General features: G+C 73.0%; 13 protein-coding genes. 8 read left to right on the top strand and 5 right to left on the bottom strand.

From position 1 onward, the window contains the following. Positions 1-82: 82 nt before the first annotated feature. Positions 83-511, bottom strand: coding sequence for a type II toxin-antitoxin system VapC family toxin (locus BLW32_RS05585; protein ID WP_068740915.1), 429 nt, complete (start codon positions 509-511; stop codon positions 83-85). Beyond that, positions 508-756, bottom strand: coding sequence for a FitA-like ribbon-helix-helix domain-containing protein (locus BLW32_RS05590; protein ID WP_068740916.1), 249 nt, complete (start codon positions 754-756; stop codon positions 508-510). Before BLW32_RS05590 ends, BLW32_RS05585 begins: the two co-directional genes overlap by 4 nt. Positions 757-900: 144 nt before the next feature. Here BLW32_RS05590 and BLW32_RS05595 point away from each other — a divergent pair, with 144 nt between their 5' ends. Beyond that, positions 901-2,514: a hypothetical protein gene (locus BLW32_RS05595; RefSeq protein ID WP_068740917.1), complete on the top strand. Its 1,614-nt coding sequence runs from the start codon at positions 901-903 to the stop codon at positions 2,512-2,514. A gap of 16 nt (positions 2,515-2,530) precedes the next feature. On the opposite strand, the gene BLW32_RS05600 is transcribed toward BLW32_RS05595, so the two are convergent. Next, the gene (locus tag BLW32_RS05600; RefSeq protein ID WP_068740918.1) at positions 2,531-3,331 is read right to left on the bottom strand and encodes a HugZ family pyridoxamine 5'-phosphate oxidase; all 801 of its coding nucleotides are present in this window, start codon (positions 3,329-3,331) and stop codon (positions 2,531-2,533) included. Between the two features lie 139 nt (positions 3,332-3,470). Here BLW32_RS05600 and BLW32_RS05605 point away from each other — a divergent pair, with 139 nt between their 5' ends. Together BLW32_RS05605 and BLW32_RS05610 are read left to right on the top strand one after the other, a co-directional pair. Beyond that, on the top strand, positions 3,471-4,673 hold the full coding sequence (locus tag BLW32_RS05605) for an Nramp family divalent metal transporter (protein ID WP_082791295.1): 1,203 nt from the start codon (positions 3,471-3,473) through the stop codon (positions 4,671-4,673). A 115-nt stretch (positions 4,674-4,788) separates the two neighbouring features. After that, a complete protein-coding gene (locus tag BLW32_RS05610) occupies positions 4,789-5,313 on the top strand; it encodes a DUF4333 domain-containing protein (protein WP_068740920.1) in 525 nt (174 codons plus the stop codon). Here BLW32_RS05610 and BLW32_RS05615 read toward each other — a convergent pair whose 3' ends face one another. Then, positions 5,314-6,822 carry a carboxyl transferase domain-containing protein gene (locus tag BLW32_RS05615; RefSeq protein WP_068524156.1) on the bottom strand — a complete coding sequence of 503 codons (1,509 nt, stop codon included), beginning with the start codon at positions 6,820-6,822 and terminating at the stop codon, positions 5,314-5,316. Positions 6,823-6,888: 66 nt separating this feature from the next. Here BLW32_RS05615 and BLW32_RS05620 point away from each other — a divergent pair, with 66 nt between their 5' ends. Further along, complete coding sequence (locus BLW32_RS05620) at positions 6,889-7,698, top strand: aldo/keto reductase (RefSeq protein ID WP_139286087.1); 810 nt, start codon at positions 6,889-6,891, stop codon at positions 7,696-7,698. A gap of 649 nt (positions 7,699-8,347) precedes the next feature. Here BLW32_RS05620 and BLW32_RS05625 read toward each other — a convergent pair. Further along, positions 8,348-9,448 carry an NAD(P)-binding domain-containing protein gene (locus BLW32_RS05625; RefSeq protein ID WP_074850377.1) on the bottom strand — a complete coding sequence of 367 codons (1,101 nt, stop codon included), beginning with the start codon at positions 9,446-9,448 and terminating at the stop codon, positions 8,348-8,350. Positions 9,449-9,471: 23 nt separating this feature from the next. Between BLW32_RS05625 and BLW32_RS05630 the strand changes: the two genes are divergently transcribed. The 4 genes from BLW32_RS05630 to BLW32_RS05645 are packed head-to-tail and all read left to right on the top strand — an operon-like array spanning position 9,472 to position 13,142. Continuing rightward, entirely contained in the window at positions 9,472-10,206 is a 735-nt protein-coding gene (locus BLW32_RS05630) for an enoyl-CoA hydratase (RefSeq protein ID WP_068524159.1), read from the top strand. A 1-nt stretch (position 10,207) separates the two neighbouring features. Further along, positions 10,208-11,308 carry an MBL fold metallo-hydrolase gene (locus tag BLW32_RS05635; protein ID WP_068524160.1) on the top strand — a complete coding sequence of 367 codons (1,101 nt, stop codon included), beginning with the start codon at positions 10,208-10,210 and terminating at the stop codon, positions 11,306-11,308. 10 nt (positions 11,309-11,318) lie between these two features. Next, positions 11,319-11,525, top strand: coding sequence for an antitoxin (locus BLW32_RS05640; RefSeq protein WP_068524161.1), 207 nt, complete (start codon positions 11,319-11,321; stop codon positions 11,523-11,525). Positions 11,526-11,555: 30 nt separating this feature from the next. Then, positions 11,556-13,142, top strand: coding sequence for a VWA domain-containing protein (locus tag BLW32_RS05645; RefSeq protein ID WP_068740923.1), 1,587 nt, complete (start codon positions 11,556-11,558; stop codon positions 13,140-13,142). Positions 13,143-13,146: the final 4 nt, after the last annotated feature.

Genomic DNA, 13,146 nt, shown 5'->3' on the forward strand with positions numbered 1-13,146 from the left:
CGTGATGAGCTGCTCGGCGTCAAGTAGTTCAGCGCTTCAGGGCCCCGTACCGTCGTTCGACGGTGCGGGGCCCTCGCGTTTCTCAGGCCCCGGTCGGGCCCGCGGTCCAGGGGTCGACGAGGCGGAGGCCGAGGCCGTCGAAGTCCTTGGTGTTGCGCGTGGCCAGGCCAGCCCCCGTCTGCCGGGCGATCGCCGCGATCATCGCGTCCTGCACGCTGATCGGCCGGCCCGCGGCCTTGCGGATCTCGAGCACCGCTGCGTACTCGGCGGCACTGCTGTGATCGAAGGAGAGGGCCTCGGGGAACGAGGCGAACGCCCGGTCGGCGGCGTCGCGGAGCGCGGTCCGGCGGTTCCCGCGAGGGAGGAGTGCGATCCCGGAGAGGATCTCAGCACGCGTGATCGACGTGACCGTGGATTGCTCAGCGACTCCGCGCAACCATCGCTCGACTCTCCGCTCGGTGTTCTCGACCTGCATGAGAGCGGTGAGCACGTTCGTATCGAGGATGATCACAGTTCGTCGAAGGTCTTGAAGGGCTCCACTTCGCGCGGTGGAATGGGCAGCTCGATGGGGCCGTACTTCTGCCCGATCTCGATGAACGCCTCCACCCAGCTCAGATCGACCTTCCCTGGTTCGACCAGCGACTCCTCCAGGATCATGCGCGCCTCCGCCTCCATCGACCTGCCGTTCTCCGCGGCGCGCACTCTGAGCCGGTCCCGGACGTGGTCGGGGAGGTTGCGGATCGTCAGCGTCGCCATGACAGCAATGCTAGCAATGCAGTCACTGCTGTCGGTCTCGATACGGTCCCGATCCCGTCCCGGCGATGGCGCGCGCACCGTCGGGCCGATAAGAATGGGTGGATATCGCCGCGAATCGCGCCGGCGAGCGGGGTCGGAGGACAGATGAACAGGGTGAAGGCCGGAACTGCGGCGGTCGCGGTGCTCTCGGTGGCGGGGCTGCTCGCCGGGTGCGGCAAGGACGCCGCGAGCGACGACTCGCCGGTCGCGTTCAGCCCGGTCACGGGCGACCAGTACACGGAGAACCCCGGCGCCTTCCAGACCGACGGCGTGGTGGTCCCGCCCAAGGACGTCATCATGGTCGGCGACCCGATCCCCGCGCAGGCGGCGGTGAACGCGGGCCTGCCGCAGGGCACCATCACCTCCACCACCAACAACACGACCGTCTACTACCCGCCGCCGCCGGCGGTTCCGGGGCTCGCGGTGGCGCCGCAGGTCGCGCCGCCCGCGCCGCTGTCGCGGCCCGCGAACACCCGCCCGTGGCAGTACACGCAGCCGCAGATCGACGCCTACCGCGCCATCTGCGAGACGGGCCGCTGGGGCTCGTGGATCGCCGGGGTCGAGGCGCAGACGCAGACGTGCTGGACCCTGTACGGCCGCCAGCTGGGCGTGCGGCCGTGGACGCCGGACCAGCCCCGGCCGTGGCACCGGCCCGACTACCCCCGGCCCTGGTTCGACCCCGGCTTCCGTGCCGACGTGCCGATCATCTGGGTCTACCCGCGCAACTGGACCCGGCCGCGGCCGCAGCCGATCATCTCCGTGTCCATCACGATCAACATCGTCAGCAACCCCTACCGCCGGGTGCCCCCGCGCTTCACCGACCCGTACTACCCGGTGTGGGCCGTCACGCCCGGCCGCGTCGTCGACGTCCGCGACCAGGGCCGCATCCTCGCGCCGGTGTACACCGTCACGTCGACCACCACGACCACGACGACCACCACCGTGACCGCGCCCGTCGCGCCCGGCGTCGTGCTGCAGCCGTTGCCGACGTCGGCGCGGATCACGCCCCTGGTGGCGCTGCCCGGCCAGGCCGTGCCCGGCAACGTCAACACGGATCCCGCGGTCACGGCGCCCGTCGCCGCGGCCCTGCAGGGCGCCACCGTCCAGGCGGGTAGCCGCTCGTCGGTCGAGGACGCGATCGGCACCAGCGTCTCCGTCGCCGTCGCGAGCCCGACGACCACGGCGCCGCGCGCCGGGGACGCGACGGGGACGACCACCGCCGGGACCTCGGCCGCCGCCGGCGCCGGCACGACCCAGGGCGGCACGGTGACCCGCCCCACGGGAACGTCGTCGGCCGCCCCGACCGCGACGTCCGGGACCTCGCCGCAGACGATCCCGCCGACCTCCGCCGCACCGACCGTTCCGCCGACGACGATCACGCCGCCGACGGTCGCGCCGACCACGCAGGCTCCCACAGCGGCGCCCACGACAGTCGCGCCGCCGGTCACCGTCGCCCCGCCGACGACCACCGTCGCGCCCAAGCCGACCGTCGCCGAACCGGCACCGACGACCCCGCCGCGGGTGACGCCGCCCGCGACCACGCAGGCGCCGGTGGTCACGCCGCCGCCGACGACGCAGGCTCCCGTCATCACGCCGCCGAGGATCACCACCACGGTCGCGCCGGTGCCGACCACGACCGTCGCGCCGAAGCCCGTGGCGCCGAAGCCGACGGTCGCCGTGCCGATCCCGACCACCACGACGACCCCGCCGCCGAACTGACGCGCGGTCCGGTGGGCTACCGCCCGGCGGCCAGCCGGGCGAGCGCCACGGTGGCCTGCCGCAGCTCCGCGGGGGCGCCGAGCGGCTCGAGGTAGCCCACGCGGGTCACGGCCCAGCCGCGCGGCGTGTCCACGCGCAGGTCGAGGCCGTACCGGTCGGCGCGCTCGCAGCGCGCCGCGGTGGCGTCGGGGTAGCCGCCCAGCTGTCGCGCCATGTCGAGCAGCGCCGCGGCGTGGTCGTCGTTGAGGTGGCGCACGGCGCCCGCGGCGTGCGGGGTCACCGGATCCGGTTGCGCGGCGGCGTAATCCGTCCGCGACGCCGAGTCCATCCGCCCGTAGCCGCCCACCCAGCGCACGCGCTCCACCTCGAGCAGCCACACGGTGAAGTCGCTGTAGTCGATGTAGTACTTCGCCGCGGGCACGGCGGCCAGGTGCGCCTCCCGGGCCGCCGCGAGCTGCTCGCCCTCCGGGCGGCGGACGGTGCCCGCCAGGGTGATCCGCGCGTTCGCGAGCGGATCCGACGAGGCGTCGGGCGCCACGATCGAGACGCTCGCACGGGGATCGCGCGCCAGGTTCCGCCCGTGCTCGGCCATGTGTGAGACGCACAGCACCGGGTCGCCGCCGAGCAGCCCGTAGGTGACGAGCGAGGCCCACGGGCCGCCGTCGGAGGAGAGGCTGCCGAGCGTCGCGGTGTTGGTCGACGCCGCCACCGTCCGGGCCTCCTCGGCAGCGGAGGGGCGCCGCGGCTCGGCGACGTCGGTCAGGGGCGGGGCGATGGTGGGGGCGTCGCCGGGGTCGCCGTGGTCGCGCGTGGTCATGGGAGCAGCCTAGGGCCGCTCCGGTTCCCGTCGCCCCGCACCAGAAGTTTCGGTTGACCGAAAACTCTTCTTCGCATAGCCTCGCTGTGTGCTGACCGATACCGCCGCCCCGACGAAGCAGCCCCCGGTTCGAGCGCTCATGCTGCTCGGCCCGGCGTTCGTCGCCGCGATCGCCTACGTCGACCCGGGCAACGTCGCCGCGAACGTCACCGCGGGCGCGAAGTACGGCTACCTGCTGGTCTGGGTGCTCGTGCTGGCCAATGTCATGGCCGTGATGATCCAGTACCAGTCCGCGAAGCTCGGCGTGGTCACCGGCCGCTCGCTGCCGCAGGTGCTCGGTGACCGGCTGCCGCGCCGGTCGCGTCTCGCCTTCTGGGGGCAGGCCGAGCTCGTCGCCGCCGCCACCGACATCGCCGAGGTCATCGGCGGCGCCCTGGCCCTGAACCTGCTGTTCGGGGTGCCGCTGGTGTGGGGCGGGCTCATCGTCGGCGTGATCTCGACGGCGCTGCTCGTGCTCGCCGACGGCCGCCGCCAGTACCGGTTCGAGCTGGTCATCATCGGGATGCTCGCCATCATCGTGGTCGGCTTCCTCGCGGGACTCATCGTCGCGCCGCCCGACGGTGCCGCCGTCCTCGGCGGGCTCGTCCCGCGCCTGCAGGGCACGGAGACGGTGCTGCTCGCCGCGTCGATGCTCGGCGCCACGGTCATGCCGCACGCGATCTACCTGCACTCCGCGCTGGTCGTGGACCGCCACGGCGCCCCGCCCGCCGAGGGTGCCGTCGAGCGCGCGCGGCGGCTGCTCAAGGTCACCCGGGTGGATGTCGTCCTCGCCCTGATCATCGCGGGCGCCGTGAACATCGCCCTGCTAGTCCTCGCCGCCTCGAGCCTCTACGGGCGCGAGGGCACCGACTCCATCGAGGGTGCGCACGCCGCGGTGCGGGACGCGCTCGGTCCGGTGGTCGCCGGGTTGTTCGCCGTGGGGCTGCTCGCGTCGGGCCTCGCGTCGACGTCGGTCGGCAGCTACGCCGGCGGCACCATCATGGCCGGGCTGCTGCGCAAGCGGATCCCCGTCGTGGTGCGCCGGCTCATCACGATGATCCCCGCGATCGGGGTGCTCGCGATCGGCGTCCCGCCCACGGAGGCGCTCGTGATCTCGCAGGTGGTGCTGAGCTTCGGCATCCCCTTCGCGCTGTTGCCGCTGCGCCGCTTCACCGCCGACCGTGCCCTGATGGGGGAGTTCGCCGACCGGGCGCCCCTGCGCTGGGCGTCCGCCGCCGCCGGCGCGCTGATCGTCGCCCTCAATGTCGCGCTGATCTACCTCACTGTCACCGGCGCCGGCTGAGGCGCGAATACTGCGACACGGCTCACTTCTCTGTTGAGATCGCAATCTCACCGTGATTCAATAAACGCAATTCACATGTCGTGAAGACGGAGTTTAGTCACGGAAACGAGTCGCGATGGGTCTGCGGGCGGTGGCGGTCGTCGTCGGCGGTGCCGGCGTCGCCGTCGCCGCGTGCTGGACCATGCTCTCGCCCACCGAGGTCGCGCAGGACCAGGTCGAATCCGGCACTCTCGCGCAGGTGGCGGCGGCACCGTCGGATCACCTGCACTGCGACGGCGGCCTCGAGGCGGAGGTGGGCGCGGCGCAGTCCTGCGTGCTGCACCGCGGCGGCGAGGAGTTCGCCGTCCAGCTGCGCGTCACCGATGTCGACGGGGACCGCGTGCACTGGGATTCGACCGTCTCCGGCGTGCCGCGGTCCGGTCCGCGGGTAGCCGTCGGCGAGCTCGAGCAGCGCACCCGCGAGGTGCTCGCCCGCGAGCGGCGCGTCGACGCCGTGACCTGCGAGGGCGGGCTGGCAGGCACCGTCGGGGCGCGGCAGACCTGCGCCATGACCGCCAGCGGTCACCGGCACGACGTGACCGTCACCGTCACCACCGTCGATCCCGCCCGCGTCCAGTGGGGCGTGACCGTCGGGAAGTGATCAGCGGCCGCCGAGGAAGCGGTAGCGGTCCAGGCGCCGGCTGATCCGGATCGAATCGGGGATGAGGGAGAGCTCCGCGAGGGCGTCGCTCACCGCCAGGCCCACCCGGCGGGAGAACTCCGTCGGCTCGTCGGCCGCGTTCGGCCGTTCCGGGATCACCCGGTCGACGACGCCGTCCTCCAGCAGGTCGGCCGCGCGGATCCGCTGCCGCTCCGCCATCTCCGCGGCGTGCTCGGCGTCGCGGTACATCACCGCGCTCGCGCCCTCCGGCGGGAGCGGCGCGAGCCAGGCGTGCTGCGCGCACAGCACCCGGTCGGCGGGCAGCATCGCCAGTGCCCCGCCACCCGTGCCCTGCCCGAGCAGGACGGACACCGTCGGGACCGTGAGGGTGACCAGGTCGGACAGGCTGCGCGCCACCTCGCCGGCGAGGCCGCCCTCTTCCGCCTCGGGGGAGAGCGCCGCGCCCCAGGTGTCGATGACGAGCACGAGCGGCAGGTTGAGCTCCGCGGCCAGCCGCATGCCGCGCCGGGCCGCGCGGAGCGCCGCGGGGCCGAGTAGCGGGGGAGCGGCACCGTCGGCGCGCGTGGTGTCCTGCCCGACGACGACGCACGGATAGCCCTGCACCCGCGCGAGCGAGAGCAGCAGCGTGTGGTCGGTCTCGCCCTCACCCGTGCCCGAGAGCGGCAGACGGTCGGTGGCCGAATGCCGGAGGAAGGCGCGCACGCCGGGCCGCCCGGGCTCGCGGCTGATCCGCACCGAGTCCCACGCCGGGGTGTCGTCGTCCGCGGCGGCGAGTTCCTCGCGCACGCCGAGGTGCGGCGCGAGGGGGTCGGCGTCCTGCGCGCCGGCGAGTACCCGCAGCGTGCGGTGCGCGAGCAGCCGGACGAACCGGAGCGGCACCACGCCGTCGATGAGGCCGCGCTCGAAGAGGTGCTCGGCGGTCTGCACCCCGTCGGGGAAGGGCTCACCGCGTAGGGCCTCGTAGACGCGGGGGCCGAGGAAACCGATCCGCGCGCCCGGCTCCGCGATGGTGACGTGCCCCAGCGACCCCCACGACGCGAAGACGCCGCCCATCGTGGGGTCGCGGAGGTACACCAGGTAGGGCAGGCCCGACTGCTTGTGCAGCGTGATGGCCGCCGAGATCTTCACCATCTGCAGGAAGGCGACGGTGCCCTCCTGCATCCTCGTGCCGCCCGACGTCGGCGTCGCCAGGAGCGGCAGCCGCAGCGCGGTCGCGCGCTCGACCGCGGTCACGATCCGCTCCGCTGCGGCGACGCCGATGGAGCCGCCGAGGAAGCCGAAGTCGCACGCGATGAGCGCGACGCGCTGCCCGCGGATGCGGCCCTCACCGGTGATGACCGCCTCGTCGTGGTGCGAGCGCTCCCGCGCGCGCTGCAGCGCGGCGGCGTACTCCGCGTCCGGCGCGACATCCGGCAGCGGGCCGTCCCAGCTGGTGAAGGTGCCGCGGTCGAGGATCGCATCGATGAGGTCCTGCGCCGTGATCGCCATGGAATTCAGGCTACTGGGAACACCGGGCGGCGCGGACGCGTTGTTCGGGCCATGACCGTACCGAACGTGAAGCTCAATAACGGAACCTCGATCCCCCAGCTCGGCTTCGGCGTCTGGCAGGTGCCGGACGACGGTGCCCGCGACGCGGTCGCCGAGGCGTTGCGCGTCGGTTATCGCTCCATCGACACGGCCAAGGTCTACGAGAACGAAGCCGGCACCGGTGGCGCGATCGCCGAGAGTGGCCTCGCCCGCGACGAGGTCTTCCTGACCACCAAGTTGTGGAACTCGGACCAGGGTCTCGACGAGACGCTGCGCGCCTTCGACGCCTCGCTCGAGCGTCTCGGCACCGACTACGTGGACCTCTACCTCATCCACTGGCCCGTGCCCGAGTACGACCGCTTCGTCGACACCTTCAAGGCCTTCCAGCAGATCCGGGACTCCGGGCGGGCGAAGGCCATCGGCGTCAGCAACTTCCGGGTCGAGGACCTGCGGCGCGTGATCGACGAGACCGGCGAGACCCCCGCGATCAACCAGATCGAGCTGCACCCCGGCCTGCCCCAGGACGAGTTGCGCGCCTTCCATGCCGAGCACGGCATCGCGACCGAGGCCTGGTCGCCGCTGGGCCAGGGCGAGTCCCTGACCGACGCCGCCGTCGTCGAGGTCGCCGCGGCGCACGGCGTGACCCCCGCGCAGGCGATCCTGCGCTGGCACCTGCAGCTCGGCAACGTCGTGATCCCCAAGTCCGTGACGCCCGCCCGCATCGCCGAGAACTTCGACGTCTTCGGCTTCACGCTGTCGGACGACGAGGTCGCCCGCATCAGCGCGATCGAGGGCAAGCGCATCGGCCCCGACCCGGCCGTGTTCAACCTGCACTGATTTCCCCGTCCAGCCCCGGGCGCCGCGATGCGGCGGCCGGGGTGCGATGGTGCCCTGCGGCCGACTCTCGGATCCTGTCCGGATCGGACAGCCCGTGCTGGCGCCTCTCACCGCCGGCGTCGGCGCTCGCGTGCGGTGGGGGATTCGGCTTCGGGTGGGGGAGACGCAGCGTCCCGCAGGGGAATCGGTCGCAGGTGGGGGAGACCCGGCGTTCAGGAGGGGAGTGAACGCGCAGTAGGGGAGAAGCTGGCGTGCGGTGGGGGATTCGGCGCCGCGCGGGGGACGTTCGAGCCCCCACCGGAGGAACGGCGCCTGATGGGGGACGGAACGCCGGGGTGGGGATTCGGCGCGGCGCGGGGGACGACGCCACGCCACCACGCCCACCGACACGTTTCGAAGCGTTCTGCGACGAATACGACGCCGAACGTCGCAGAACCCTTCGAAAGATGATGGGCACCGGGCCTGTCCGTCTCGGACACGATCGGAGAGCCGCCCGCACACCGAACCCCGGTCCCCAAGGACTCGGGTGAGACGACGGCCGTACTGGACGCGACCACGAACGAAACGAGGGTGGGGCGGGAATGACGCGGTCGAGCGCATCGGAGGCCCCGAGCCGCTAGGCGAGGGGCTGACGTCTAAGCGAGCCGGGTCATTCCCGCGCCGGCCGGCCCTCAGCGCCGGACGCGTCCACGCCGACAGCCTCGGCGATCGCCCGCGCCGCCTCCCGCCCCGCGCGGTTGGCGCCGATCGTCGACGCGGACGGGCCGTAGCCCAGCAGGTGCAGCCGCGGCTCGCCGGCGACCTCGGTCGCCAGCCGCCCGGTCATGACGATGCCGCCGCCGGGGGAGCGCAGGTTCAGCGGCGCCAGGTGGTCCATCGAGTAGCGGAAACCGGTGCACCACAGGATCACGTCGGCGGGGACGAGCGTGCCGTCGGCCAGCAGCGGACCGTCGGGCGAGAGCGAGGCGAACATCGGGCGCCGGACCAGCACCCCGGCCTCGATGCCGCGGCGCATGGCGTCGGTCATGGGCAGGCCCGTCACCGAGACGACGGATCCGGGCGGCAGGCCCGCCCGCACCCGTTCCTCGACGCGCGCGACGGCGCGGCGCCCCTTGTCGGGATCGAAGGGCGTGGTGTCCCACTGCACCTCGCGGCGGGTGAACCAGGCCGTCTCCGCGACCTCGGCGATCTCCAGCAGCAGCTGCACCGCGGTGATCCCGGCGCCGACGACGGCGACCCGCTTGCCGGCGAAGGGCTCGGCGGTGCGGTAGTCGTGCGCGTGCAGCTGGGTCCCGCGGAACGACGGTGCGCCCGCCACCGTCGGCCAGAAGGGCCGGTCCCATGTGCCTGTGCAGTTGATGACGGCGGCGGCACGGTACTCGAAGGGGCCGTCGGCGCCGTGCCCGGCGACGAGGTAGCCGCCGTCGCACCGCGAGACCGACGCGACGTGGGCGGGCCGATGCACGTCGATCCCGAACCGCTTCTCGTACTCGCCGAAGTACTGCGCGACGCCGGTGGCGGCCGGAATGTCATCGCACTCGGTGCCCAGCGCGTCCTGGAGGCCCCAGCCGGGCAGGTCGTGCACATGATTCGCCGAGCGGAGCGTCAGTGACGGCCAGCGCTGCCGCCACGCGCCGCCCGGACCGGCGTTGTGATCGAGAACAATCGAATTCTCGATACCGAACCGAGGGAGGAAGTAAGCGGCCGAGAGACCGGCCTGGCCAGCACCGACCACGACGACATCCTTCACCCCCGTAGCGTAGATTGCGGGCCATGATTGGTTACACGCTGGAGGAGAAGGTCGCCGTCATCGAGTTCCAGCGCCCGGAAGCGCGGAACGCTCTCAACCCCGAGATCATGGACGGCCTGGAGGCGGCGTTCGACCGCGCGGAGGCCGACGGGGTCTTCGTCATCGTGCTCACGGGGCAGGGCACCGTGTTCTCCGCGGGGGCGGATCTGCGATCGGGCGCGGTGCTGGACAAGAACTTCATGGAGCGCGTCATCCGGTTCTACCGCCGGGTCGAGGCGATGAAGCAGATCCTGGTCGCCGCCGTCAACGGGCCGGCCGTCGGGGCGGGCGTGCAGATGGCGATGCTCGCGGACCTGCGCGTGCTGGACCCCAGCGCCACCATCGCGATCCCCGCCGCCAAACTCGGCGTTACGATCGACAAGTGGACGCTGCGCCGCCTCGAGGACCTGGTCGGCGGCGGCCATGCCCGCGGGGTGCTCATGGCCGCGCAGAAGATCGGTGCCGAGAAGCTGCTGGACCTGGGCTTCGCCAACGCGATCGGTGACCGCGAGGCCGCCCTCGAATTCGCCCGCGGCGTCGCGGGTCTCGCGCCGCTGTCGCTGCAGAACTACAAGGCGCTGTTCAAGAGCGACGTCGCCGTCGAGCCGCTCACCGAGGCCGAGGAGGCCCGGCTGCACGCGGTGTGGGACTCCGAGGACCTCAAGGAGGCCATCATGGCGCGGATCGAGAAGCGCGATCCGCGCTTCCAGGGGCGCTGAGATGCGGCTGGGCACCGTCGTCACGTTCGCCGCGGGCGCGGCCGCCGGGATCGCCGGCGCCGCGGGGCTCCGCGCCGCGGACGGCCTGAAGCGGTCGATGGGCGCGCAGGTCGACACGGTGTACACCAACACCGACCCGGACAGCCCGCACCAGCGGTTCGACGCTGCCAAGATCGCCCGCGGCGTCGTGGGCCGGGCGCGGCACGGGCTCGGGGCACCGTCGAGGCCGATCCCGCTGGCGGCCGACCCGAGCCCCGAGCAGGCCTCCGACCTGGCCGTGACCTGGTTCGGGCACTCGTCGGTGCTCATCGAGGTCGACGGTTTCCGCATCCTCGCCGACCCGGTCTGGGGCGAGCGGGTGTCCCCGTCGCCGACGATCGGCCCCGCGCGCCTGCACCCCGTGCCGGTGGCGCTGAGCGCGCTGCCGCACATCGACGCGGTGATCATCAGCCACGACCACTACGACCACCTCGACCTGCCCACCATCGACGAGCTCACCCGCGACCGGGACGTGCCCTTCTGCGTGCCCGTCGGCGTCGGCGGGCACCTGCGCGCGTGGGGCGTGCCGGAGGACCGGATCGTCGAGCTGGACTGGGACCAGGCGCACACCCTGACCCGCGACGGCAGGAGCGTCAAGGTGGTCTGCACCGAGGCCCGGCACTTCTCCGGCCGGGGCCTGACCCGCAACTCCACGCAGTGGGCGTCGTGGTCGCTCGTCGGCCCGGAGCACGCCGTCTTCTTCGGCGGCGACACCGGCTTCACGGAGCGGTTCAAGCTGGTCGGCGACCACTTCGGCCCGTTCGACCTGACGCTGCTGCCGATCGGCGCCTACGACCCGCTCTGGCCCGACGTGCACACCAACCCGGAGGAGGCCGTCGCGATCCACGCGATGATCGCCAAGCCCGGCGCCCCGCTGGTGCCGGTCCACTGGGCCACGTTCAACCTCGCCTTCCACGACTGGTCCGAGCCCGTCGAGCGGCTCCTCGCCGCCGCGGAGGAGGCCGGGGTCGCCACGATCATCCCCATGCCGGGCGGCCGGGTCGACGGTGCCGGCGGGGCGATCACGCCTGGTACGGGCGACTGGTGGTCGACGGTCCGCTAGCCTGGCACGCATGGATTTCAAGGATCTCGCGAACAAGGCCAAGGACGCCCTCGGCAAGAACCCGAACATCATCGACAAGGCCGGTGACTTCATCGACGGCAAGACCGACGGCAAGTACTCCGCGCAGGTGGACAAGGCGCAGGACGCCGCGAAGAAGTTCGCCGGCGGCCAGCAGGGCCAGCAGGATCAGCAGGGCCCCCAGGGCCAGCAGCAGTAATACACCTTCAGAAAGGGCGACACTGCTCTCATGGGTCGTCATGACGCGCCGGGTGAATCGGCGCCGGAGAAGCCGCGCGGGCGCAATCTCGCGCGGCTTCTGCTCGGGGCCGGGCTGGTCGCGATCCTCGTGGCCGGCATCGTCGCCATCGTCGGCGGGAAGTTCGCCGGCTGCGGCGCGACGAACACCGTCACGGTGATGGCCGATCCGGCGCTCGCCGCGGCCGCGCGGTCGCAGGCGTCGCTCGCCTCAGACAGGTGCACCACCATCGCGGTCACCGAGGCACCCGACCGCGAGTCCGCCGGGCGCCTGGCGGGCGGCGGGGCCGACCTCTGGCTCGCCCCGTCGCGGCTGCGCGCCGACGCCGTCTCCGCCCAGCTCGGCCGCGAGCTGCCGACCACCGTCGTGGCCGGTTCCCCGATCGTGCTGGCGGGCACCGCGATCCCGCAGCCCGCGAGCTGGTCCGAGGCCATGACCCAGGCGACGATCCGCGCCGTCCCCGCGGACTCCCCGTACGCCGACGCACCCGTCGCGGCGGCCGTCGCCGAGTCCTCCCGGCCCGGCGCCGGCGCCGGCGACGATCAGGCGCTCAACGCGGTGCTGGCCCAGTACGCGCAAGCCGCCAAGCGCGTGAGCGGCGAGCCCGTCGCGGCCGCGGCCGCCGAGGGCGGCGTCGTGGCGGTGCCCGAGTACGCCTACCTCGCGGAGAAGAAGGGCCGCGGCGAGCTCGCCGCCGTCGTGCCGAAGACCGGCGCCCCGCGCGACGAGCTCCTGCTCGCCGTCGCCGCCACCGGCGACCGCAAGGCCGCGGCGACCGCGGCCGGCGAGCGCCTCACCAAGGCCTTCACCTCCGCCGACGGCCTCGCGGCCCTCGCCCGCGACGGCCTGCGCGGCACCGCGCTGGCGGAGGCACCGTCGGGCGGCGTGGGCGCGGTGACCGCGCTCCCGGACCCCGACCGCGCCCGGCTGGCCCGCGCGGAGCAGACCTACTCGACCCTCGCCGTGCCGCTCAAGGCGCTCGTGGTGGTCGACACCTCCGGCTCGATGAACGAGAAGGTCGGCGACACGACCCGCATCGGGATGCTCGCCTCCGGCTTCACCAAGGTGGTCACCCAGATCCCCGAGGCCAACGCCGTCGGCCTGTGGACCTTCGCTCTCGCGACGAACGGCGGCAAGGACTGGACCGAGGTCGTGCCCACCGCGCGGCTGTCCGACAAGCGCGGCCCGACGACCCAGCGGCAGGCGCTGCTCGACGGGGTGAACTCCCTGCCCGGCCGCGTCCGCGGCGGCACCGGCCTCTACGACACGACGCTCGCCGCCTACCGGCAGGCCGTCAAGGACTTCGACCCCGCCTACTCCAACTCGCTGATCCTGCTGTCCGACGGCGGCAACGAGAAGAACGGCGGCACCACCCTCGACGAGCTGGTGGCGGAGCTGAAGAAGCTGGTGGACCCGGCGCGGCCGGTGAACATCCACACCGTCGGCATCAGCAAGGACGCCGACCTGCCCGCCCTGAAGAAGATCGCGGACGCCACCGGTGGCACCGCCCAGTCGGCCGACACGGAGCAGCAGATGCTCGCGGACTTCGTCAACGCCGTCGCCAAGCGCGCGAAGTAGACGC

The sequence above is a fragment of the Tsukamurella tyrosinosolvens genome (assembly GCF_900104775.1).
GTDB classification, from domain to species: domain Bacteria; phylum Actinomycetota; class Actinomycetes; order Mycobacteriales; family Mycobacteriaceae; genus Tsukamurella; species Tsukamurella tyrosinosolvens.